Source organism: Paenibacillus sp. LjRoot153 (assembly GCF_964253085.1).
In the GTDB taxonomy this organism is placed as follows: Bacteria; Bacillota; Bacilli; order Paenibacillales; family NBRC-103111; genus Paenibacillus_E.
The window spans coordinates 3,836,064-3,860,390 of record NZ_CAXUQH020000001.1 but is presented as its reverse complement, the minus strand read 5'-3'; the positions used below and the strand labels follow the sequence as shown (position 1 = coordinate 3,860,390).

23 protein-coding genes are annotated in these 24,327 nt (G+C 42.2%); all 23 read right to left on the bottom strand.

Annotation, left to right across the window (positions count from 1 at the left end; genetic code table 11):
• Positions 1 to 46 precede the first annotated feature (46 nt).
• Positions 47 to 913: a 2-oxoacid:ferredoxin oxidoreductase subunit beta gene (locus ACSQ8P_RS16390; RefSeq protein ID WP_057315638.1), complete on the bottom strand. Its 867-nt coding sequence runs from the start codon at positions 911 to 913 to the stop codon at positions 47 to 49.
• Positions 901 to 2,649, bottom strand: coding sequence for a 2-oxoacid:acceptor oxidoreductase subunit alpha (locus ACSQ8P_RS16385; RefSeq protein WP_173108323.1), 1,749 nt, complete (start codon positions 2,647 to 2,649; stop codon positions 901 to 903). The genes ACSQ8P_RS16390 and ACSQ8P_RS16385 overlap by 13 nt, the downstream gene beginning before the upstream one ends.
• A 209-nt stretch (positions 2,650 to 2,858) precedes the next feature.
• Positions 2,859 to 3,800, bottom strand: a complete 942-nt coding sequence (locus ACSQ8P_RS16380) for a dipeptidase (protein WP_436236119.1) — start codon at positions 3,798 to 3,800, stop codon at positions 2,859 to 2,861.
• A gap of 144 nt (positions 3,801 to 3,944) precedes the next feature.
• A complete protein-coding gene (locus tag ACSQ8P_RS16375) occupies positions 3,945 to 4,205 on the bottom strand; it encodes a stage V sporulation protein S (RefSeq protein WP_028558349.1) in 261 nt (86 codons plus the stop codon).
• 113 nt (positions 4,206 to 4,318) lie between these two features.
• A complete protein-coding gene (locus ACSQ8P_RS16370; RefSeq protein ID WP_436236118.1) occupies positions 4,319 to 5,113 on the bottom strand; it encodes a TIGR00282 family metallophosphoesterase in 795 nt (264 codons plus the stop codon).
• Between the two features lie 118 nt (positions 5,114 to 5,231).
• Positions 5,232 to 6,773 (bottom strand): ribonuclease Y, encoded by a 1,542-nt coding sequence (gene rny, locus ACSQ8P_RS16365; RefSeq protein WP_056625130.1) that lies wholly within the window; start codon positions 6,771 to 6,773, stop codon positions 5,232 to 5,234.
• Between the two features lie 381 nt (positions 6,774 to 7,154).
• The gene (locus ACSQ8P_RS16360; RefSeq protein ID WP_436236117.1) at positions 7,155 to 7,847 is read right to left on the bottom strand and encodes a regulatory protein RecX; all 693 of its coding nucleotides are present in this window, start codon (positions 7,845 to 7,847) and stop codon (positions 7,155 to 7,157) included.
• Between the two features lie 75 nt (positions 7,848 to 7,922).
• A complete protein-coding gene (gene recA, locus ACSQ8P_RS16355; RefSeq protein ID WP_436236116.1) occupies positions 7,923 to 8,966 on the bottom strand; it encodes a recombinase RecA in 1,044 nt (347 codons plus the stop codon).
• Between the two features lie 169 nt (positions 8,967 to 9,135).
• Positions 9,136 to 10,386, bottom strand: a complete 1,251-nt coding sequence (locus ACSQ8P_RS16350; RefSeq protein WP_436236115.1) for a competence/damage-inducible protein A — start codon at positions 10,384 to 10,386, stop codon at positions 9,136 to 9,138.
• Positions 10,387 to 10,471: 85 nt separating this feature from the next.
• Positions 10,472 to 11,056 (bottom strand): CDP-diacylglycerol--glycerol-3-phosphate 3-phosphatidyltransferase, encoded by a 585-nt coding sequence (pgsA, locus tag ACSQ8P_RS16345; protein ID WP_056625118.1) that lies wholly within the window; start codon positions 11,054 to 11,056, stop codon positions 10,472 to 10,474.
• Positions 11,053 to 12,381, bottom strand: coding sequence for a 30S ribosomal protein S12 methylthiotransferase RimO (gene rimO / locus ACSQ8P_RS16340; RefSeq protein WP_436236114.1), 1,329 nt, complete (start codon positions 12,379 to 12,381; stop codon positions 11,053 to 11,055). The genes pgsA and rimO overlap by 4 nt, the downstream gene beginning before the upstream one ends.
• Before the next feature lie 128 nt (positions 12,382 to 12,509).
• Positions 12,510 to 13,001 (bottom strand): YajQ family cyclic di-GMP-binding protein, encoded by a 492-nt coding sequence (locus ACSQ8P_RS16335; RefSeq protein WP_056625112.1) that lies wholly within the window; start codon positions 12,999 to 13,001, stop codon positions 12,510 to 12,512.
• 144 nt (positions 13,002 to 13,145) lie between these two features.
• The gene (locus ACSQ8P_RS16330) at positions 13,146 to 14,027 is read right to left on the bottom strand and encodes a RodZ domain-containing protein (protein ID WP_436236113.1); all 882 of its coding nucleotides are present in this window, start codon (positions 14,025 to 14,027) and stop codon (positions 13,146 to 13,148) included.
• Between the two features lie 51 nt (positions 14,028 to 14,078).
• A complete protein-coding gene (locus ACSQ8P_RS16325; RefSeq protein WP_436236112.1) occupies positions 14,079 to 14,876 on the bottom strand; it encodes a DUF3388 domain-containing protein in 798 nt (265 codons plus the stop codon).
• 91 nt (positions 14,877 to 14,967) lie between these two features.
• Positions 14,968 to 15,846, bottom strand: a complete 879-nt coding sequence (locus tag ACSQ8P_RS16320; RefSeq protein WP_436236111.1) for a hypothetical protein — start codon at positions 15,844 to 15,846, stop codon at positions 14,968 to 14,970.
• 60 nt (positions 15,847 to 15,906) lie between these two features.
• On the bottom strand, positions 15,907 to 16,158 hold the full coding sequence (locus tag ACSQ8P_RS16315; protein WP_028558337.1) for a DUF3243 domain-containing protein: 252 nt from the start codon (positions 16,156 to 16,158) through the stop codon (positions 15,907 to 15,909).
• A gap of 107 nt (positions 16,159 to 16,265) precedes the next feature.
• Positions 16,266 to 17,021 (bottom strand): elongation factor P 5-aminopentanone reductase, encoded by a 756-nt coding sequence (gene ymfI / locus ACSQ8P_RS16310; protein WP_436236110.1) that lies wholly within the window; start codon positions 17,019 to 17,021, stop codon positions 16,266 to 16,268.
• Positions 17,018 to 18,307: an EF-P 5-aminopentanol modification-associated protein YfmH gene (gene yfmH / locus ACSQ8P_RS16305; protein ID WP_436236109.1), complete on the bottom strand. Its 1,290-nt coding sequence runs from the start codon at positions 18,305 to 18,307 to the stop codon at positions 17,018 to 17,020. The genes ymfI and yfmH overlap by 4 nt, the downstream gene beginning before the upstream one ends.
• A 3-nt stretch (positions 18,308 to 18,310) precedes the next feature.
• Positions 18,311 to 19,591: an EF-P 5-aminopentanol modification-associated protein YfmF gene (gene yfmF / locus ACSQ8P_RS16300; protein WP_436236108.1), complete on the bottom strand. Its 1,281-nt coding sequence runs from the start codon at positions 19,589 to 19,591 to the stop codon at positions 18,311 to 18,313.
• A 95-nt stretch (positions 19,592 to 19,686) separates the two neighbouring features.
• Entirely contained in the window at positions 19,687 to 20,466 is a 780-nt protein-coding gene (gene sleB, locus ACSQ8P_RS16295; protein WP_436236107.1) for a spore cortex-lytic enzyme, read from the bottom strand.
• Between the two features lie 116 nt (positions 20,467 to 20,582).
• The gene (locus ACSQ8P_RS16290) at positions 20,583 to 23,135 is read right to left on the bottom strand and encodes a DNA translocase FtsK (RefSeq protein ID WP_436236106.1); all 2,553 of its coding nucleotides are present in this window, start codon (positions 23,133 to 23,135) and stop codon (positions 20,583 to 20,585) included.
• A gap of 63 nt (positions 23,136 to 23,198) precedes the next feature.
• Positions 23,199 to 23,438, bottom strand: a complete 240-nt coding sequence (locus tag ACSQ8P_RS16285) for a YlzJ-like family protein (protein ID WP_436236105.1) — start codon at positions 23,436 to 23,438, stop codon at positions 23,199 to 23,201.
• The gene (locus ACSQ8P_RS16280) at positions 23,435 to 24,169 is read right to left on the bottom strand and encodes a ClpP family protease (protein ID WP_436236104.1); all 735 of its coding nucleotides are present in this window, start codon (positions 24,167 to 24,169) and stop codon (positions 23,435 to 23,437) included. Before ACSQ8P_RS16280 ends, ACSQ8P_RS16285 begins: the two co-directional genes overlap by 4 nt.
• Between the last annotated feature and the right edge of the window lie 158 nt (positions 24,170 to 24,327).

Below are 24,327 nucleotides of genomic sequence, written 5' to 3'. Positions count from 1 at the left end.
AAAAAAGACATACGGAATTTCACCCGTATGCCTTCTTAGGAAAATGTTATTTAAACTCAGTAAGCAATTTACTGAAGTCAGCTTCGGAAAGCTTAAGATCTTGTTTCGTTAGACCTTCTTTAGCAAAGCTAGGGATGGAATCTTCATAGCTCTTCTTATCTTTGTTTTGGTAGATGATACCTGTTAACATGGAGTTTGTTTCCATGATTTTTGTCATCGCCATCACGCGGTTTGTGTAATCATAGTCTGGAATCTCATCCAAATCTACGATATTCTCTTTGAACCAGTCATATGTGTTTACTTTGTTGAAAGTAACGCATGGGCTGAATACGTTGATCAAGGAGAACCCTTTGTGGTTCAAACCAGCTTCAATAACAGCTGTTAACTGTTTCAAGTTACTGGAGAATGATTGTGCTACGAAAGAAGCACCAGCAGCCATTGCAATTTCAAGTGGTGAAATCGCGGACTCGATTGTACCGGATGGTACACTTTTCGTTTTGAAACCTTCCGCACTACGTGGAGATGCTTGACCTTTCGTCAAACCGTAGATTTGGTTATCCATTACGATGTAAGTAACATCAATGTTACGACGAATAGCATGAACAGTGTGCCCCATACCAATTGCAAAGCCGTCTCCGTCTCCACCAGAAGCAATAACTGTCAAATCGCGGTTAGCCATTTTCACGCCTTGTGCGATTGGCAGGGATCTTCCGTGAATACCGTGGAATCCGTATGCATTGATATAACCTGAAATACGTCCCGAACATCCGATACCTGAAACGATTGCTAAGTTTTCTGGCTCTAAACCAACGTTAGCTGAAGCACGCTGAATAGCCGCTTGTACGGAGAAATCTCCGCATCCAGGACACCAGTTAGGCTTTACATTGTTACGAAAGTCTTTTAATGTTGCCATGCTAAAGTCAACTCCTTACATTTTTGTTCAATTTCTGCTGGCAAGAACGGGTTACCGTTATATTTAAGTACGTTTTTGATTTTATCTGCATGGCCAACATGTAATTTAATTTGATCTGCCAATTGACCTGTAGCGTTGTTTTCTACAACGATAACTTGTTTCGCTTTTTCAACAAGCGGGCGAAGTTGGTCAGCTGGGAACGGATGAATCAAACGTACAGTTGCATGGTTGGTTTTGATGCCTTCCAATTCAACACGACTTCTAGCTTCATCAATTGTTCCACCAGTGGAACCCATACCGATAATAAGAAGGTCAGGATTCTCGTGTGGTGCATCAAATTTGATAGCATCTGTCACTTGAATATGTTTCAACTTCTCAAGACGCTTATCCATCATGCGTTGACGATTTTCAGTGCTTTCGGAAGGACGACCTGTTTGGTCATGCTCTACTCCCGTAACATGGTGAATACCGTTCTTCACACCAGGGATTACACGAGGAGAAACACCTTTCTCCGTGAACTCATAACGTTTGAATAACTGATTAGGTTCTTGTTCAGGTGCTTCAGTTACAAGTGCACCGCGATCAATCACAATACGGTTATAATCCAGCATTTCTGCAGATTGTTTACCAAGGGAAAGCTGAAGATCTGTCATCAGAATAACAGGTACTTGGTATTGCTCAGCAAGGTTGAAAGCTTCGATAGTATCATAGAAGCACTCTTCAATCGTACTAGGGGACAATACGATTTTCGGGATTTCACCGTGCGTTCCGTAAACCATTGCGTTTAAATCAGATTGCTCCTGTTTAGTAGGAAGACCAGTACTTGGACCGCCACGTTGCGTATCAACGATTACTACTGGAGTTTCTGTCATACCTGCAAGACCAATAGCTTCCATCATTAGGGACAAACCAGGACCAGCTGAAGCTGTAAGCGCACGTGCACCTGCGTAGTTAGCACCGATAGCCATTGTACATGCTGCAATTTCATCTTCCGTTTGAATAACTGTTCCACCCAATTTAGGAAGTACTTTTTGCAAATACTCCATGACTTCGGATGCTGGCGTAATTGGATAAGCCGGCATGAAGCGGCAACCTGCAGCCACAGCTCCTAGAGCAATTGCATCATTTCCGATCATGAACAATTTTTGTTGTCCATCAGCAGGCTCAAGTTGGAAGTCAGCGATAGGTCCGCCAGCTAGTTCAAGTACGGATTCTGCACCTTTGCGAACTGCTTCAATATTCTTCTCAACGACTGCCGCGCCTTTACGGCCAAATTCTTCTTCAACAGCTTTATTAAACACGTCAATCGGCAAGCCAAGTAGAGCCCATGAAGCGCCTGACGCGGCCATGTTCTTAAATAGGGAAGTTCCTAATTCCTCTGCAATTGCAGTGATCGGTACTGGGAACAATCTAGCTTTGATTCCTTCTGGCAAAACAGGGTTAAATTTAGCATCCGCAACGATTACACCATTGTCGCGAAGTTCGTGTGCGTTGAAATCGATACTTTCTTGGTCAAACGCAACAAGAATATCCAAGTCGTCTGAAATTGCGCGAATCGGTTTGGTGCTGATGCGAATCTTGTTATTTGTATGTCCCCCCTTAATCCGTGAAGAGAAATGACGGTACCCATACAAATAGTAACCGAGACGGTTCAATGCAGTAGAGAAAATGCGGTCTGTACTTTCGACCCCTTCACCCTGCTGACCTCCGATTTTCCAAGATAACTGACTAATCACCGTACGTCCACTCCTTTTGATTGTAGCTGCGTGAAGAAAATTTGATAAGCTGATTGTTTAGTAATTTATGATGTTGCAATAAAAAAATTCTTTCACTTGTCATCCAAATTCTATGCCTTTACAGAGTAAATTGCAAGAGGTTTCACCGTTTCTAAAAGATAGAGTTTTTAGATTGTATCCATATCAATATTAGATTGATTTCCACTTATTCATTGCGGAAGGTTCCGCAACATGAAATTCCGCCAGTTCCCATACAAAAACGCATCCACTTGCGACTCTGTATAGTTTTTACACAAAGCTTCTATAATATTTCCGTAATCTCCAACATGTCTTAAATCTTTCACCCATTGTTCGATCCCATCAAAATCCGAACCAAAACCAATTTGGGACTCACCGCCTAATGCACAGATATGATCAATATGTTTCAGAATCGTTGAAATCTCTACTGTCGTTTTCAAGTTATCTAGAAAGTAAGGAACAAAGGTAATTCCCATAATACCTTTGCATTGTATGATAGTTTTAATTTGATCGTCTGATAAATTTCTTGGATGAGGACATAGGTGAAAAGCGTTAGAGTGTGAAGCGATAAATGGTTTTTTGTATACTTCTACAAGCTCCCAGAAACCAGCTACGGATAGATGTGACACATCGACTATTATACCCATAGTTTCTATTTCTTTTAACATGAGCTTCCCTTTTTTTGTAAAACCGCCCTTTCTTTGTTCCATGATGCCATCCGCCGCCCAATTTGCGTAATTCCAGGTGATTCCTGCACAACGAACGCCTAAGTAATCAAGAATTCGTAAGTAGGTTAGATTACCTGCGAGAGCATCCATACCTTCTATTGTCAAAATTGCACCAATCTCCTCAGATTGCTCCAAGTCTAACCAATCCGAAGCAGTTCGAATAAATCTCATTTGCGGATGGCTTAAAATCTTCCGATGAAATACATCAATCATTTGCAAAACATGCTCAAAGCTAGGGTTGGGGATGGATTCTGAAAGATAGATCGCAAAACATTGTACTTTAACACCTGCTTGCTGCAGCTTTGGAAAACTTACATCCAATTCTAATACATCCTGGTTAAATTCAAGTTTACCATTCTGATATAGCTTCGTTAATGCGTCACAATGTCCATCTACAATTTTCATTATATTACCCGCCTCCTGACATCGCACTTTATGTCTAAACAGCACAAAAACCTCTATACAGAGGTTTCATAGGTACTGTGATAACATTTCGATTTAACTGGCAGTCAGTCATGAAAGTCAACACTTATACAGTTGCCTTACCGTCTACCGAGGCTCGACAATCAATTTAATAGCTGTCCGGTCCTCCCCATCAATTACGATATCCGTGAAGGCTGGTACACATATTAAGTCGACTCCACTAGGCGCCACAAATCCTCTTGCGATAGCTACTGCTTTGATGGCTTGGTTCAATGCGCCTGCACCTATCGCTTGAAGCTCAGCGGCTCCACGCTCACGCAAAACGCCTGCCAATGCACCTGCTACGGAGTTTGGATTGGATTTTGCTGAAACTTTTAACACATCCATGAATAGTACCTCCTCGGAAATGATGGATAGCTTCCAATACCCATCATATTCACCAGGTACACGAAACATGCTACCTCATCCCATTAATACGGATATCACTAGCATTTTTACTACTAATCCATAAATACCTGATCCTCATCATATCTAATCAAGTTAATCCCTTTAGCTAATCCTGTCTGATCGTTTAATTCTATAACAACGGCATGGAAATGCCATTTTCCTTCATCTGTAATGAAACGAACGGGAAGCTGCGTCTTAAACTTCTGAAGCACCGCGTTACGTTCTACCCCTAGAATGCCATCACGAGGCCCTACCATCCCGACATCCGTCACATATGCTGTACCTTGAGGCAATACACGATTATCATTTGTTTGAACATGTGTATGGGTTCCAACGACCGCAGACACCTTACCGTCCAAATGCCAACCCATTGCGATTTTCTCCGAAGTAGCTTCCGCGTGGAAATCGACAAAAACAAATTTATGTTTTTTCTTATCGGCTTCCAATATTTCATCCACTTTACGGAATGGGCAATCAATTGGCGGCAAGAATGTTCGACCTTGTAAATTAATAATAAGAAGTTCTTGGTCCTTCACTTTGATGACTGTTTGACCTTTACCTGGTGTACCTGGCGGGAAGTTCGCAGGACGTACCATTTTATCGTCACGATCAATAAAATCGAAGATTTCTTTCTGATCCCATGTGTGGTTTCCCATTGTAATGGCCTGAATACCCATTTCGTATATTTCTTTGGCAATTGCTTGTGTAATCCCTTTACCAGCGGCTGCATTCTCCCCGTTGGCAATGAAGACAGCATGTGGATGTAATTGTTTTAGTCTTGGCATGATATTCTTCAATGCTTTTCTTCCTACAGAACCTACGATGTCACCAATAAACACAATTTTCATAACGCAAAACGAGCTCCTTTATATGACCAAATTTAACTATGTTGTCTTACTGATCTATTCCATTCGGCCTTGAAAATAAGGAAAAGTGGCTATAATAGCCACTTTTCGCATTTGGTTCTTATTTAGCGTATTCAACTGCTCTTGTTTCACGAATGACCGTAACCTTAATATGTCCAGGATAATCGAGTTCACCCTCGATTTTCTTCGTAATATCACGGGCTAAACGGAACGCTTCAGTGTCATCCACTTTCTCCGGCTGTACCATGACACGTACTTCACGACCTGCTTGAATGGCGTATGATTTCTCAACACCTTCAAATGATTCTGAAATCTCTTCCAGCTTCTCAAGACGTTTGATATACGTTTCTAGCGTTTCTCTTCGAGCACCAGGTCTCGCCGCTGACAATGCGTCCGCAGCACCGACTAACATAGCAATTACTGAAGTTGCTTCCACATCACCGTGATGTGAGGCAATACTATTAATTACGATTGGATGCTCTTTGTATTTCTTGCCTATCTCAACACCGATTTCGACGTGAGACCCTTCCACTTCATGGTCTAACGCTTTACCAATGTCATGAAGCAGCCCGGCACGTTTCGCCAAAGTTACGTCTACCCCGAGCTCTCCGGCCATTAAACCAGCCAGATACGCTACTTCCATGGAATGTTTCAACACGTTTTGTCCGTAACTTGTTCTGAACTTTAGGCGCCCCAAAATTTTGATCAAGTCAGGATGCAAACCGTGTACCCCAACTTCAAACGTCGCTTGTTCCCCATATTCGCGGATACGTTCGTCCACTTCTTTGCGAGACTTCTCAACCATCTCTTCGATACGTGCGGGATGAATACGTCCATCCGCTACAAGTTTCTCAAGTGATGTGCGAGCAATTTCACGACGGATTGGGTCAAAACCAGATAAGATTACTGCTTCAGGCGTATCATCAATAATAAGGTCAATACCGGTCAAAGTTTCCAAAGCTCGGATATTTCTACCTTCACGACCGATAATGCGACCTTTCATTTCTTCATTAGGCAACGAGACAACGGATACCGTGGTTTCCGCTACGTGATCTGCAGCACAACGCTGAATAGCAAGTGTGATGATCTCACGTGCTTTCTTATCGCCTTCTTCTTTGGCTTGTTGTTCAATCTCTTTGATTAGCTGAGCAGTTTCATGACGAACTTCTTGCTCTACATTAGTAAGAATGATACTCTTAGCTTCTTCCATTGTAAGACCAGAAATTCGTTCCAATTCGGAAACTTGGCTTTTATAGAGCTGATCAATTTGTGTTTGTGTATCCTCGATTCGCTTCTCTTTGTTGGCTACTAGCTCTTCTTTACGCTCGAGAGACTCTAATTTTTTATCCAGCGATTCCTCTTTTTGCAACAATCGTCTTTCTTGTCGTTGAATTTCATTCCGACGTTCACGAATGTCTTTTTCAGCTTCGGATCGTAGTTTGTGCACTTCGTCCTTTGCTTCCAGAACCGTTTCTTTTTTCAGTGCTTCTGCTTCCTTTTTGGCAGATTCTTTTATCTGCTCAGCGGCTGTTTCAGCACTGGAAATTTTCGCTTCTGCAAGAGATTTACGGATAAAATAACCAATCCCTAAGCATGCAGCTCCAACAACGAGAATGATCGCGATCCAGATGGCAGTCATCATCTTGTTCACCTCCTCGTTGGTTTCTCCAAGGTGTTAGCCTGGGGTACCTTCGGTTTTTTAATCCGATTCAATTGTTTGACTAGTCATACATACCCTTAAAATGTAAGAGTATGGCTTTTAAATGAATGCGCACAGTGCGTTAGGGCACTATAGTGCTAATAATCCATAATCAACAGTGTAAAAATTGGCGGTTTTTACATCTGTCTTCTCAAAATCAATGAAATTAGTATGATTTTGAATACATTATGAAAATATACACTGTTATTTTATCTTTTGTCGAAGAAGCTTGTCAAGCGAATGTCCAAGAGTTGATTATTTAGACCCAAAATCCACGAGCAGATAGTTAACAACATTAAGTAAATCTGAAATTAATTAACGTCGTTAATAATTATCGAAACCCTCATCCGAAAATGCCATTTCTTCCTCATCCGTTTCATTGCTTATGAGCCCCAAGACCTTAGTAACAGTGGCACCAGTGTAACCTCTTCGCATTAGAAATGCCGCAGTCTTCCGCTTTCTATCCATCAGTTTTCCTGAGGTTTGTTTCCATTTCGTTCTCGCTATTTTTAGTGCTCCCTCGTACTCATCTTCCGGATTTATCGACTCCATGGTACTTTTCACCACATCTTGATGAATCCCTTTTTGTTGAAGTTCTTGTCGAATCAGATTCCGTCCTTTGCGTTGAGAAATTACCCTATTGTCCGTCCACATCTTAGCGAATTCTTCGTCATTGATGTATTTATTTTCAATAAGCTTATCACTCGCCCAATCTATAATAGGCGCTTCAAAACCCTTCTCTTTCAATTTACGTTTCACCTCTGAGAGGGAATGGGGACGCCTTCCTACCATGTGAAGGGCCTTCACATAGGCCATATTTCGCTCTTCATCTAAAATGATAGCTTCAATCGCTTTCTGATATAGGGATTCCCCTTTGTTCAAACGGTGCTTGATCAGAATATCTTCATGAACAGAAAAAGCGTATTCCTCATTCAGATAAATGTTATAGCGATGTCTTCCTTGTTTTTGTTTTTCCACTTTGGTTATTACCTGTAATTCTTCCTCTTCATGATTCATCTCAACAATCCCCCAAATGGAGAAAAAGCACCCCAACACAAGGTTAAGGTGCTTCATCCATCCTATTTTTCAAACCTATTCAAAAGCTGTTTCCAACTCGTCTTCTTCTTCATCCGTGTTCGGACCAACTACTTTAATCAAGTTGCTATTTTCTCTAATTCTTAGTTCAATCGTTTCCGAGATCGCTTTGTTATCTTTCAAGAATTGTTTAGCGTTCTCACGTCCTTGACCAAGACGCTCACCTTCATAAGAATACCAAGCGCCGCTCTTATTTACGATATCCAACTCAGTTCCGATATCAATAATGCTACCCTCGCGTGAGATACCTTCACCGTACATAATATCGACTTCAGCTTGTTTAAATGGAGGTGCTACTTTATTCTTAACGACCTTAATTCTCGTACGGTTACCAACCATGTCGTTACCTTGTTTGATAGTCTCAATACGACGAACATCCAAACGAACTGAAGAGTAGAACTTCAATGCACGACCACCCGGAGTCGTCTCAGGGTTACCGAACATAACGCCAACCTTTTCACGTAATTGGTTGATGAAGATAGCGATAACTTTCGATTTATTGATTGCACCAGACAGCTTACGAAGCGCTTGTGACATCAAACGTGCTTGAAGACCTACGTGAGAATCCCCCATGTCGCCTTCAATTTCCGCTTTCGGTACTAATGCTGCAACGGAGTCGATAACAATAATATCTACCGCGCCACTACGAACTAGTGCTTCTGCGATCTCAAGCGCTTGCTCACCCGTATCTGGCTGGGAAAGTAACAGTTCATCTATATTAATACCAAGCTTGCTTGCATAAGAAGGATCCAACGCATGCTCCGCATCGATAAAGGCAGCTTGTCCGCCCACTCTTTGTACTTCAGCAATCGCGTGTAAAGCTACAGTTGTTTTACCTGATGACTCTGGTCCGTAAACTTCAATAATTCTTCCGCGTGGGAATCCACCTATTCCAAGTGCGATATCCAGAGCAAGCGCGCCCGAAGAAATCGTTTCAACTTGCATATGTGTAGATTCTCCAAGTTTCATAATGGAGCCTTTTCCGAACTGTTTCTCAATTTGACGTAATGCATTATCTAGCGCGGCACGACGATCTGACAAAACAACCACTTCCTTCTATCATTATAGGTATATGATAACTTGTTTTGGCATGTTTGCCAAGCATTTTTTCGAACATACATTCGTTTTTTTGCGAACAAACAAAAAACCGTAACAAAGTTATCGCTTTGCTACGGTTCTTCCGTTAACTAACTCTGATTATAGAGGATTTCTAGCTTTCTTTCAACTGTTTCCACAATTGATAGAGTGCACGCTTAGCAGCCCTATGTTTAATTGACTCTCTATTGCCTGATAGTTGGAGAGTAAATACTTCCGTCTTCGCATGCTTTTGTGCGAATCCAACGTAGACAAGACCTACAGGCTTCCCTTCAGACGGGCTTGGACCCGCCACACCGGTCACCGAGATGCCAAAGTCACTACCAGTCTTAACAAGCAACTGTTCGGCTAAAATGACAGCTGTTTCGCTGCTAACAGCTCCTGGGGCACCTTCCCCCTCCAATATCTCCATCGGCACGCCTAACAACTTATGCTTTAAAGCATTCGAGTAAACGATGATACCGCCTAGAAATGATTCTGAGCTACCTGGTACTGCCGTTATTAAATCACTGAGTAAACCTCCCGTACAACTTTCAGCAACCGCCAGTGTCTTCTTACTTCCTGCTAGTAACTGCAAAACAGTAGTCTCGATAGGGACGTCCTTAACGGCATAAAGATACTCACCAAGTCGATTCGTAATTTCAGCCTCCGTAGCTTGTAACTTCAATTCGCCTTCTACTTCCGTATTTGCACGCGTTGTTAAACGAATAGTTACTTCACCTTCTTTGGCGTAAGGGGCAATTGTCGGGTCGGTTTGCGCTTGAATCAAATCTAACAGCTGATGCTCCAAATTGGACTCACCTATACCTGCAAACTTCAACATTTTCGAATAAAGCGGAACTTCATCTGTCATTCGTAATTGAAGCCACGGCACCGCATATTTTGTAAACATTGGTTTCATTTCTTTAGGCGGTCCTGGTAAAAGCACGAAATGTACCCCCTCGAATGTGAGCGCATTTCCCACTGCCAAACCAGTCTCATTACGTAAGGGATCGCTGCCTTCTAGCATAAGTGCTTGGCGCCGATTACTTTCCACCATATGAATCCCTCTTGAAGCAAACATCGCAGATATGGCCTCCATCGAAGGCTCGTGAAGCACCAAATGACGTCCCGTCAGTGTAGCTAATACTTCCTTAGTCAGATCATCCTGCGTTGGTCCTAGTCCTCCTGTACAAATCACGACATCAGCTCGTGATGCAGCTAATCGAAGACTGTCTAACAAGCGCTGTTCATTATCCCCAACGACAGTTTGAAAGTAAATATCAATCCCTAGTGCTGCACATTCTCTAGAAATAAACTGCGCATTGGTGTTCACGATTTGACCAAGCAGCAACTCTGTTCCTACCGCAATGATTTCTGCTTTCATCTACGAAACCCTCCTTAAAATGAGAAAACCTCTAACGTGATCGCTCGTTATTGATCGACCGCGTTTAGAGGTAAGTTACATGTAACTATGACTTTTCCGAAAAATCTATGACGTGTTTATTTTTAACGAAATATTCCACACCTGAATAAACGGTAATAATTGCTGCAGCCCAACTAGCTATAACATCAAAGGGAAAATCTAGAAACGTAAATGGAAAATTATTAATTAGCAGTGCAATGATGGCTGTAATCTGAGCCGCCGTCTTCGCCTTACCCCATTTGCTGGCCGCCATGACAGTACCCTCTAAGAGAGCAATTTGACGAAGTCCAGTCACTGCCCATTCTCTGCTAATAATGACAATAACAATCCAAGCATCAACTTTATCCATTTCTACTAGTGAAACAAGTACAGCGGTAACAAGCAGCTTGTCTGCCAAAGGATCCAAAAGCTTGCCCAAATTCGTAACAAGATTACGTTTCCTAGCAATGTAACCATCTAAGCTATCGGTACTCGCAGCAATAATAAAAATTAAAGCAGCAATAATTTGATTATACGTTATGCTAAACTCCTCTATCCGTATTTGAGGAAATTTTACCTTAATCAACAAAAAGAACATGATGATCGGTACTAATAAAATTCTCGCTACGGTGATGCGGTTAGCTAAGTTCATGCAATTACCTCCCCGGATAAGTCAAACTCGTAGGAGTGGGTAACACGAACCTTCGCAAGTTCACCAATGTTCAATTTCGCATTCGAAACGAATACTTCACCATCAATTTCTGGTGCGTCGAATTGGGAACGACCGATATAAACATCGCTTCTTCCATCGTATCTTTCAATAAGCACGTCGATTTCTTGTCCAATTCGGCGACCGCCGCGGATATTCGAAATTTCACGTTGAATTTCCATTATCGCATTAGCACGGTATTCTTTCACATCATCCGGAACTTGATCCGGCAGTCTTGCTGCAGGCGTATCATCTTCCATGGAGTATGCAAACACACCAAGGCGATCGAACTGAACATCACGCACGAATTGTTTCAAGTTCTCAAAATCTTGTTCAGTCTCACCAGGGAAACCAACGATCAAAGAAGTACGCAAGGCAACATCCGGAATGGATTCACGAATTTTACGAACGAGTTCGCGCGTATCCTTCTGACGACCTGGTCTGCGCATACGTTTAAGAATGGAATCTTCACTATGCTGTAATGGCATATCAATGTACTTGCACACTTTAGGATTCGTTGCCATCACTTCAATCAACTCATCACTAAAGAAGCCTGGGTAGGCATAGTGCAGACGCACCCACTCAATACCTTCTACTTCACTTACTTTGTTCAACAAAGTAGGAAGCATGAAGCTGTCATAGATATCAGTTCCATAGTTGGTGGAATCTTGCGCAATTAAACTAATTTCCTTAACGCCTTGAGCTGCAAGGTTTGCAACTTCTGCAACGATCGATTCCATGCTTCTGCTCTTAAAGGCACCGCGCATAATTGGAATGGAGCAGAATGTACAAGCGTTATCGCAGCCTTCTGCAATTTTCACGTAGGCTGTGTAACGAGGTGTCGTCATCAGTCTTGGCAGGTCAGCGTCATAGTTAAATACCGGATTCCCAACTAGAACCGGTTTCTTCCCTCTAAGCGCTTCGTCCACAATGTGATTAATTTTATCAAAATCACCCGTACCTACAATCCCATCGATCTCAGGCATTTCTTCCATTAACTGCTTTTTGTATCGTTGTGTTAAACAGCCTGAAACGATTAGCGCCTTGAGATTCGCTGTTTGCTTCAGTTCTGCCATATCCAAAATTGTATTTACGGATTCTTCTTTAGCAGCATCAATGAACCCGCAAGTGTTCACGATAATGACTGTAGCATCTTCCTTGTTGTCTACAAGTTGGAAACCACGGCCATGAATTAAACCTGACATAATCTCGGAATCAACTAAATTCTTCTCGCATCCGAGAGTAACTACCTTAACCTTTTCTGTCATGAAAGAAACAACCTCCAATAGTCCTAAAAAACACTCCCTACCAGTATAATACAAGCCAATTGGGGTGTCAAAATGTAAAAACCCCCTGCAACCAGGGGGTTTTCCTTCAAGTAACCATATATTCCTGATTATTTCATATTAACAAACTGCAAATCCAATGGAATATCGGCTTTCCGAAGCAGAGCGATAACAGCCTGTAAATCGTCACGACTCTTCCCAGTTACACGAATTTGATCCCCTTGAATTTGAGTTTTCACTTTCAATTTTGAATCACGAATCAGTATATTAATTTTCTTGGAGTTGTCTTGATCGACACCTTGTTTCATGCTGATTTTCTGTCTAACTGTGGAACCAGCGGCTGGCTCTACTTTGGAATATTCGAGATTTTTAATCGAGATTCCACGCTTGGTCATTTTTGCATGCATAATATCAAGGACGTTCTGGAGCTTAAACTCATCATCCGAAGTGACAACAAGCTGATCTTTGTCTAGTTTAATGCTGCTTTTGCTTCCTTTAAAATCAAAACGTGTCAACATCTCTTTCTCTGCTTGTTGAATCGCATTATTTAGTTCTTGCATATCCACTTTGGATACAATATCAAACGAACTCTCTGAACTCATCTACATCCCAACATCCCTTCCATCAAATTACATTAGCATTATAGCAAGAACACGTAAAAAAGGAAATATCCTACCGCCAATGGCTTCGAATATTTCCCATCAAACTATTTAATTACCCGGGAAAGCGCAGGAACTGGCAAAATGCTAGCTTTTTTGCAAATTCAGCTGAACCCGCTTCGGATTCGGCGTATCGCCAACAGGAACGAGAGTGCCATTGACCATGAGCTGCAATGCACTAGCTGCTCCAACATTCAAAAAAGCTGAACTTGCTAAATCAAATGTATCCGTTTCACCGGCATTATACAGTTTCTGTCTTAGCAATGCCCCCTTATCACCCTCAGGGGTAAGTGCATTAACAGCGATCCAGCAAGATCCGGTAATTTTGAATTGAATATTCAAATTTGCAGTACCTGTAATGATGTAATTATCTACACCCTTCTCAGTAGCGCTAAATTTCACCTGCACAGCAGGCGGTGTAGGCGTCGGAGCTAGTGTTGGTGTTGGGGTTGGCGTTGATAACACGGTTGCTTTACCATCCCCAGTAGCATTAACAGACGTGCTCGGCGAAGGGTTCGTTGAGTCTGTAATACGCGGCGATTGCGTTTGCGTTGGCTTCTCATCCGCTGGCGTTCCCTTATAATTCTTATATGTATAATAGTATACGATCCCGAATATGAGCAAAATAAAACAGACAAACATTAAGCTCGAAGCCCATCGGCTCATTTTCTCTGTATTACGAACACTTGATCTATTTTTGCGAATCGCTTCGACAACAGGCTTCTCTATCGTTGGGGCAGGAAGCGTTGACTGATACATATTCAGAACTTCATTCGGATCAAGCCCCAATGCTTCCGCATAACTTTTAATAAAAGCCCTCACATAGAAACTCCCTGGCAGCACCTTGTAGTTTCCTTCTTCAATGGCTTCTAGATAGCGCTTGCGGATCTTAGTAACTTCCTGGAGATCATCCAGCGAAATCTTTTTTTCCAGTCGAGTTTTGCGCAAAATGTAGCCTAAGTCAGACATATGGTCACCTCCCCGAAGGAATTATTTATCCTGTTATTGACGTTTGAAACATTAAAAAGGTTCGGACGTATACGTAAACGAATCATAGTTAATTTCTTCATCCGGGCTGTTGCGAAGCTCGATGATATAATCGAAGTGATTATAGGTGTATTCCGATTCGCGAATAAAAATGTCAGGATGCTCGATAACTTTTGTTGAAGGCAGACCCATAATATCTTGCAAAAGACTGTAATGCTTTTCGTTGGAACGAATCGTCGAAACAATACCGTCAATGATATAGACATTATTTGGGGCCATTTCATCCTCAGAAAGCTGACTGCGAACGGTTTGTCTCAATAAAGTAGAGGAAACAAAAGTCCACCGTTTGTTCGCACAAACACTGCCTGCAATAATAGACTCCGTCTTCCCAACACGTGGCATGCCACGAAGTCCAACAACTTGATTTCCTTCACGCTTGAATATTTCACCAAGAAAGTCAACTAACAAGCCTAATTCATCACGCGTAAAGCGAAATGTTTTGCGATCGTCGGAGTCTCGTTCTATATACCTGCCGTGGCGAACAGCCAAGATATCAACTAATTTAGGAGGTCTCAAAGCAGTAATAGTAATATTATCTACTTTTCTCAACATTTTACCCATTAAATCAATTTTTTCTTCATCATTTGTTTGTAGAAGCATTCCACGTGTACGATCTTCAACCCCATTAATCGTCACGATGTTAATATCCAACATCCCCATCAATGAAGCAATATCACCTAATAAACCGGGACGGTTCTTGTGAATTTTGTATTCCATATACCATTCTTTTACGTCCAATTCTTCCACCTCATCATCATCTCTGTCACACATATCTTGTAATGAACCAGACTGTTCATGTCCATTTAATTAATTTCTACAAATTCCGCCATAATCCTGCTCAAAAAAACAAACAACTCTGACATTATTTCATTTTTAGTTCCTTTAGCTCTTGCGTATTGTAATTTTGGATACCTTTTTGCCAAGCATGTGTTTTCATCATTGCAAGCCGGTTATCAAAAATTTGCGTCCAATTGAGATCGGCGGTTAACGCTCCGGAAAAGTCTATTACTGATACACCCAAAGATTTCGCTTTCTGCAGTTGATCTTCACTCACTGGACTGTAAAAAATAACCCATGCTGCGTGATGTTGATGTACTTGGAAGGTCAATTGTTGAAACCACTGGTTGTTGTTTAGCAATACAATGTGATCGGCTTCTTCTGAAGGCGCCCATGCGGATGGAATCGGGCGGTCACTTTGTGTTACCCATTCTATGACCACATTTTGAAATAAAAGATCTTGAATGGCCTTATTCTTCATCGCATCCATCTGTTGAGAGTCCAATTGGAGCAAAGATGCCTGCTCATTCACGGTAACTGCGCTGCCCTCTGCAAATGGCTGACTTTGTAAAAAAGTCCATTTACTCGTAGTAGCTCCTAATGCCATCTTCTCGTTGGCTGATGGAAATAGTTCATTTCCAACAACGTATATATAATCATATGATTTCGATTTCAGTTTCGAAACCACATTATCATCCAGCGCATTCAAATCTTTAACCCAGTCGTAGGCAATCGAATTTGCGTCGCGCCAACTCTTTAATGTTTGACCTAGTACGTCCTTTGCTGATGCCGATAACCCGCTACTTGAGAGCATCAAAACAGACATTTTCTGATCAAGTATTTCTTGCTTAATGACTGGAATTCCACGATTTCCGCAACCAGCAAGCAGTGATAATAGGATTAAAATTAGTAATAATCGAGTCTTATGCATACAATAATAATTCCTTTCCAGCTTATAAAGCATGCAAAAGCCTCCGAAAGAGGAGGCTTTCACATCATACCCTATTGAATTGTAAAACGGTTATTAACCTTTGTCTACTAATTTTACCATGAGGCGCGCAAGAGTATGCTTTTCTTGTTCATCCCCAGCATCCCACAACTCTTTGAGAACTCGTTCTTGCTCATTTTGAGGATCCACCTTGTCTGCCAAAAACTCCCCAATTTGAAAAGCCAGCTTGGAGATGGTTTCATCACTCATCCCTGCATGTCCAGCCTGACTCACGCGTTCAGCCAAAAATTCTTTCCATTTGTCGAACACCTTAAGTACAGTAGCCATTGTAAGAAGCCTCCTTTGAGTTATGAGAAATGGTCATTACATACGTAATATGCGCTTCTCAATACAGAATTATGCGTGGGCTTCTTTGCAATGAATACAGGTAGGTACTAAGTAAGCCAACCTCCGTTGGGAGAAATGATTTGTCCAGTAATATAACCAGATTCAGGCAAGGCTAAGAAATAGACAAGCGATGCTACCTCATGTGGAGACGCGAGCCGTCCAACGGGAATATCGTTGGTAATGGCATCGATTTCCTCGGCCTGAAAGCCGGCCATCATATCAGTCTGAACAGCCCCAGGTGCTACAGCATTCACCGTAACACCGGATGGAGCAAGTTCTTTGGCTAGAGCTTTCGTAAACGCATTAAGTCCACCCTTGGCCGTTGAATATAAGACCTCACACGAGGCACCTGAGATGCCCCATATCGAGGATACGTTAATGATTCTACCATACTTTTGTTTGACCATCGCGGACATAAACGCTTGTGTACAAAGGAAGGAACCCTTGAGATTCACATTCATGACACGATCCCAATCTTCTTCCGTCACATCAGATAGCATCCCATAATGAGAAATACCTGCATTATTCACGATGATGTCTGGTATCATATTCATTTGTTCCAGCTTATCTCTCATTTTGAGAATCTGCTCATGCGATTGAATATCTGCTGATACAGTTAATACGGTTGCCCCTTGCTTCATGCAAGAACGAGCAATTTCATTGGCTGCTTCATGTGAATCCCGATAGTGAATGACAATCTGCATGCCTACCGCGGCGAAACGCTGGGCTATTGCAGCGCCAATCCCCCTGCTAGCTCCCGTAATCAGCACGGTCTGTTCACTAAATGGTTTTACAACACTCACGACGGTTCACGACTTTGTACGATAGAAACAGCTAGCTTACTCCAGTCAAAATGCTCGCGGAATCGCCGATTCACATCTTCCAGCGTTAGCTGCTCATATACCGGTAAGATATCGAAGAGATCGATCCCTTTGAACCGATATTTGGTATATTCATTCGCTATCGATTCAGGTGAGTTCATCATTCGGAGGAAACTGCCTATCTTCTTCTTCCGACTGCGTTCGAAAGTGACACTATCGAGTCCAGCTTCTTTTCTTTTTTCAACCTCGTCACGAATCCTTGCAATAAGCTGTTCCGGATCTTTGGTATCCCCCCCAACAATGGAAAAAGCATACCCATCACTACAGTTATATTCATGTCCGAAATTATCAGAAATTAACTGATCATCATAGAGTGTTTGATAAATATCAGAGCTGGAGCTAAATAAGATATCCAACATTAATTTGGTCGTCAATTCTCTTACCAATAAAGGCTTACCAGTAACTGCTGGTGCCGCTTCCTTGAAGCCCATTAAACATTTCGGCAACGAAACGGGAAGTAAAATAAGCCTGCGGGCTTCCTTGACTTCAACTGGTTCCTCAGGGAAGAACCTTTGGATTTCACCTTGTGGTGGAAAGGTTTTAGCCGCTTGATTGTCTTTGACTAAGGTTATAACCTCTTGCGGATCTACGCCTCCTACAACGAATAAACTCATGTTGCTCGGATGATAGAACGTGTTATAGCACTCATATAATGTCTCTTTTGTGATTTCTGCTATTGACGCAACAGTTCCGGCAATATCAATATGAATCGGATGCTTCGCATACAAGGATTCGATCAAGCCATAATAACTTCTCCAGTCCGCATTGTCCTCGTACATTTTAATCTCTTGTCCGATAATCCCTTTTTCCTTTTCTACATTCTCATCCGTAAAATAAGGGTTTTGCACAAAATTAATTAATGTCGTTAAGTTTTCTAAATAGCGATCTGTCGATGAAAATAAGTAGGCCGTTCGATCAAAGCTTGTAAAAGCATTGGCCGATGCACCATTCGTTGCAAACGTTGCAAAGATGTCTCCTTCGGGTTCCTCGAACATTTTGTGCTCTAGGAAATGTGCAATACCGTCTGGTACCCGCACTTCATCTTTACCTTGAACTTGAAAGTGGTTATCAATAGACCCATATTGGGTTGTAAACGTTGCGTACGTTTTCTGGAAACCTGCTTTGGGTAACACGAACACATGCAGCCCATTATCAAGCTTTTCATGATAAATGGTTTCGTCAAGATGTGGATATGGCATACTCTGCATGGTTTACTCCCCCTTCTGATCCCGTAAAAAGTATATCGTGTCCAATTGAACTCGTTTCGCAACTTCTGCTATAGCCGGTATATCTACTTGCTCGACTGCAGAAATTAAACCCGCTACCGTTCGTTCTTTTCCTGACAAAATGGCATTAAAATCAAACGAGATCAGCTCAAACGCTGAATCTTGTATTTCGCGCAATTGATTGGAAATCATCGCTCTTGTTTGACTCCATTCAATGTCAGAGATTTCACCTTGTTCCAAGGCTTTCAGTTGTTTACGTATGATATCCACGGCTTTCTCATAGTTCGCCATCTCAATACCAGACTGAATCGTCAAGATCCCTTTATGTCCATCAAAGCGAGAAGAGGCATAATAAGCTAGGCTCGCTTTCTCACGAACATTCGTAAATAATTTGGAATGCGGATATCCGCCTAGAACCCCATTATACATAAGTGCAGCAGGGTACTGATCGTCGCTGTATGAAAGGTTCGTTCGAAGACCCATATTCAGCTTACCTTGGTTAACATCCAATTGTTCTACTATCATTTTCACTTCACCTGTTACGCCACGCGGCGCTGATGTGACATAACTGACATCTGCATTCCGCTCAATCGCGAACGATTGCTTCACAATTTCTTCTACTTCACTAAGTGTTGTGTTGCCAACAACATAAATGTCCATTGGCGAAGTTTGGAGCCATTCTTTATATTGTTCGTAAAGCTGCTCCGCATTCATACCGTCGAGATCTTCTATTTTCCCTAATGGATGAAGTCGATAAGGTTCTCCGCTGCACATTTCTTCCATACAACGTTCAGCGGCATAGCGAATTTTATCATTTACGACCGATTCAATTCGTTTACGAAGTGTTTGCTTCTCTGCGTCTACATATTTCGTGCGAAAATGTTGATCCTCTAATGCTGGACGAGTTAACGTTTCTCCCACAAATTCAAGTCCTTGTTTCAGTAAAGAATCCGCTGATTTGACGAATCGATCATTGATAATGTCCATTCGCAACTGAACGATTTGGTAGTCACCACGCTTATAAATATCAAAGCCAAACCCTGCACCGTATAAATCATCTAAATACTCCCTGAATTGCTTCGTTTCAGGACGGAGCTCTGTACCCCTGCGAAGGATAAAAGGAGTTAATGCAGTACTTGTGACCGACTCTTCATCTAATTGACGTCCTATGTATACGGAAATGGCAAATGTTTTGAAACGATCTGTCGGTAGAACGTGAATACGGATATGCTTCCAACTGCTACGCTCAAATTGAATAGGCTTCAAAGGTCAGTCTCCCTTCTATGTCCGTGTAATAAATCCATTATATTCCTATACGAAGAGGAGAAGCAACCAAATCTGGTTCCTTCTCCTTGTCCAATTTACACACAGAAAATGTGTTTACCAATTTTTTTAATTTGTTTTCTTGTCCAAATCCATTTAGACGTTGCCGTTTCTGGGTTGAAGTAATAGATACAACCACCTGTTGGGTCCAATCCATTCAAAGCATCCCTTACGGCTTTTTTGGATGATTCATTCGGTGTTAACCATATTTGACCATCAGCTACGGCTGTGAAAGCACCCGGTTGAAAAATAACACCAGATACTGTATTCGGAAAACTTGCCGATTTCACTCGATTTAAAATAACTGCCGCTACAGCAACTTGTCCTATGTATGGCTCACCACGCGATTCACCATTGACAGCATTGGCCATTAAGTTAATATCCTGTTCCGAATAACCAAGATTGTTGGAGGGAGTTAAATTTGCAGGCGTATTCGTACCTGTCCCTTTATTGTTAGCCCCCTGATTGTTACTCGCCGTTTCTGGAGCTGAAGGTTTCCAGCTCTTCGTTGCTTCCCAGAGCCTCAATTTGGTTTTCGGTCCAACGATACCGTCTACCTTCATGCCAAACTCACCCTGGAATCGCTTCACTGCTGTTAAGGTCTTATACCCATAATCACCGTCTATGCTGCCATTATAAAATCCAATGAATTTCAACCTGCCTTGTAATTCATTCACATCAGAACCCGTGGCACCATAGCGTACTTCATTCTTACTAAATGTTTCTTCCGTTGGCGGATTGAATTTGCCCTTCAATTGAAAAGAAATTACCAAGACAAAAACGATACAAAATGTAATGACAATTAGTCGTTTATTCATTCCCCTTCTCAACCTCACTTTTCAAATTACAACCTTTTCTTGCTTATTATGAGAAAGTGAGTCAATGATTATACAAATAAAACACTCCCCATAGGAGAGTGTTTGGTTAATGCGAATTAAGAGCTAATCCTGTTATGATGATATTGTTCAAGTGAGATCAGTACTTCACGCGGTTTACTACCTTCATAGGGGCCTACAACCCCTTTAGCTTCCATTGCATCAACAAGCCTTGCAGCACGCGTGTAACCGACTCTCATTCGCCGTTGAAGTAATGATACGGATGCTTGCTTCGCTTCCAAAACAATTTGAACCGCTTGATCATACAACTCGTCCTCAAACTCATTCTGCTGCTCCGGCATTTCTTCAACCTGTGGTACGAGCTCCTCCCGATAATTTGCTTGTTCCTGCGTTCGTACGAAACCAACAACCTGTTCAACCTCGCCATCGGAGAGGAATGCCCCTTGAATACGTACAGGCTTGGATGCACCAACTGGCAAGTAAAGCATATCTCCACGACCGAGCAATTTCTCCGCTCCTACCATATCCAAAATCGTTCGCGAATCCACTTGCGACGACACACCAAATGCGATACGGGAAGGAATGTTGGCCTTGATAACACCAGTGATAACGTCGACGGAAGGACGTTGTGTCGCAATAATTAAGTGAATACCTGCAGCCCTCGCCATCTGAGCAAGACGACAGATTGAATCCTCGACGTCATTAGCTGCAACCATCATTAGATCTGCTAACTCATCCACGATAATGACATAGTAAGGCAGCGGTGCTGCAGTGCCACTCTCCGTTAACATCGCATTATAGCCTTCAATATTTCGTGTCCCACTCTTGGAGAATAGCTCATAGCGTTTCTCCATCTCGACAACGATTTTTTTGAGCGCTAGGGATGCTCGCCGTGGGTCCGTAACTACAGGTGCTAATAGATGCGGTATTCCATTATACACATTCAACTCAACCATCTTCGGATCGATCATTAGGAACTTCACTTCATTTGGCTTAGCTTTATACAAAATGCTGGTTATTATCCCATTGATACAAACTGATTTGCCTGATCCGGTAGCACCAGCAACTAGTAAATGGGGCATTCTTGCCAGATTGCCAACAATCGGCTGACCCGAAATATCTCGTCCAAGAACAACGGATAAGCGTGAGCTAGACTCCTGAAAAGCAGTCGTTTCCATGACTTCTCGCATCGTAACAATGGAAACTTCTAAGTTTGGCACCTCGATACCAATCGCTGATTTCCCTGGTATAGGTGCTTCCATCCGAATATCCTTTGCTGCTAGTGCTAGCGCAATATCATCAGTCAAAGAAACAATTCTGCTAACCTTCACACCAACATCAGGTTGGATTTCATATCTCGTTACCGCAGGACCTCTTACCACCTCAAGAACCTTAGCTCGAACACCGAAGCTTTCTAATGTGGCCTCAAGCTTCCTTGCATTGGCCTTGTAGTCCGCCATTTCGCTTCCCTTTCCTAGGGCTGGTCTTGCTAACAAATCAAGCGAGGGTATTTCATATGGACGAGTCGCGATGACTGGGGCATCTTGAAACTCAAGTGTTACTGGCTCATTCTCATCTCCATCCACACTAGTTGGAACAGTTGTAGTACCATTTGGCACTAAAGGAGCTGTTGGTCTAACCACTTGTTGTGCTTCTTGAATAACCTGTTCTTGGAAATCTCGAATAATAGGTGCACCTGCGGGATCACCTGTATTATGTATCGGTTCAGCCGTTGGATGTACAGTGCTCGAGTAAACAACTTCCTCCCCGACCAATTCAGCTTCTCCATCTGACAAATTATCCTCGATATCATCTCGTTCTCTTGCTGCAGATTTCTTGCGATTCTCCTTAATTGGTCGGAGGAGCTCCATAAACAATGGCGTTTTCTTTGCCCTCTTGACTGGTTGAAAAACTTCTTCATCAAATTCATCATCAACCGGTACATAGGCTGGTTTCTTCACCTTAGTAGGCGCACTTCCCGCTGACGCTGCCTGTGACTGTGGTTGACGTCCTTCTCGATCTTGTAACCATTCCTTCATTCTGTCTTTAAAATTTTGTCCTACATTACTGAAACGGCCCTTCACGATATTACCTAGATCCACATAAGAAACACCTGTCGCTAGAATAAAACCCATAACAAAAAGCATATATTGGATTAATCTGGCTCCAAGGTAATCAAATAAGAAATAGAGGATACTGTATAAAAAAGCGCCTACCATTCCTCCGCCAATACCATGTTCCAAGGCTGCTCTTCCAGCTTCTGTAGGGTGCAACCCCTCTAGCATGGCAGACCATGTCGAAGAAATGACTTTACCCGATGTAAAATCGTTGTTAGGATACAGCTGAGCAAATAAATCAATATGATTCTTGATTAATAATCCAAGAATGAACAACAAAATGCCCGCTTTCTTAGGAGTTACCATTTGTGGCCAAGCTCGTTTGATCATAGCGTATAAGGCCACATAAATGAAAATAAGCGGTATGAGTGAATACCATGTCCCCACAAAAAAACGAAACAAATAAACCAATGAATTTCCCACATGACCTTGATGTGCAAGGGCAATGACCGAGAAAATCAAGATGAGGATTCCATACAGCTCGAATAATAAGCTGGTCTTTACAGCCTTCGTCTTTTTCCTGCGTTTCGCCAAGATTGTCACCCCCAAGTCCACATTATACCATATTTGACTTGAGGGATGATACGGGAACAAAACCTATCGAGTTGAATTAAGCGCTAACTGAGGTTGGTAGGAAATGATACTGCCTGGCGTATAGTGTTCATTCAAATAGTCTTGTGGATTACAGCTATACAACCTTACAATACGTGCTTGATAGCCACTTAACGGCTCAATTTGCATCATAAAACCATCTACTTCAATATCTAAATATTGTGGGCTATAAGCATCGAATCCTTCAAAAATAACTTCCATCGGAATTACGGAGTAATGGATCACTGAACAAGCCCCCCAGAGTTCGCCACTTTCTTCGCTTCGATCCGGTTGTTCAGCTCACGAATGGCATCACCGATGCCACCTACTTGATTGATTAAACCATATTTGACGGCATCGATGCCAATTACCGTTGTACCGATATCTCTCGTCAGTTCACCTGTCTTAAACATAAGCTCTTTAAACTTCTCTTCCGTTACGTTGGAATGTTTTGTTACAAAGCGTACAACACGTTCTTGCATTTTATCTAAATATTCAAAGGTCTGCGGTACGCCAATTACCAAACCATTTAATCGAATCGGATGAATCGTCATGGTCGCAGTTTCGGCTATGATCGAATAGTCCGCAGAGACCGCAATTGGAACGCCAATGCTATGTCCGCCCCCTAAAACCAAAGCTATCGTTGGTTTAGATAACGTCGCGATCATTTCAGCAATAGCTAGACCTGCCTCCACATCGCCGCCTACTGTGTTTAAAATGATCATTACGCCTTCAATTTTGGAATTCTGCTCGGCAGCCACAAGTTGAGGAATTAGATGTTCATATTTGGTCGTTTTATTCTGAGGTGGTAGTACAATATGCCCCTCTACCTGCCCAATGATCGTTAGACAGAAAATATTCGATTCGCTAGAAACCGTATTCGTTTGTCCCAATTGTTGGATATTTTCGAGAACGGCATTTTTCTTGGCTTCCTCTGTCCCTTGTTCCTGTTCCTTCGAGCCTGGTGCTGATGCCACTTCATAATCCCCTTTCAAATTATGCTACAAAGACAAGTTGTTCAAGATCTTCCATAGTATGAATAAACTTGTATACTTTCATGCATACTTCACTTTGCAGCAACAAGAAAAAGCTCCCTCCAATTGGAGAGAGCTTTACTATTTGCATAGGCTCAAGT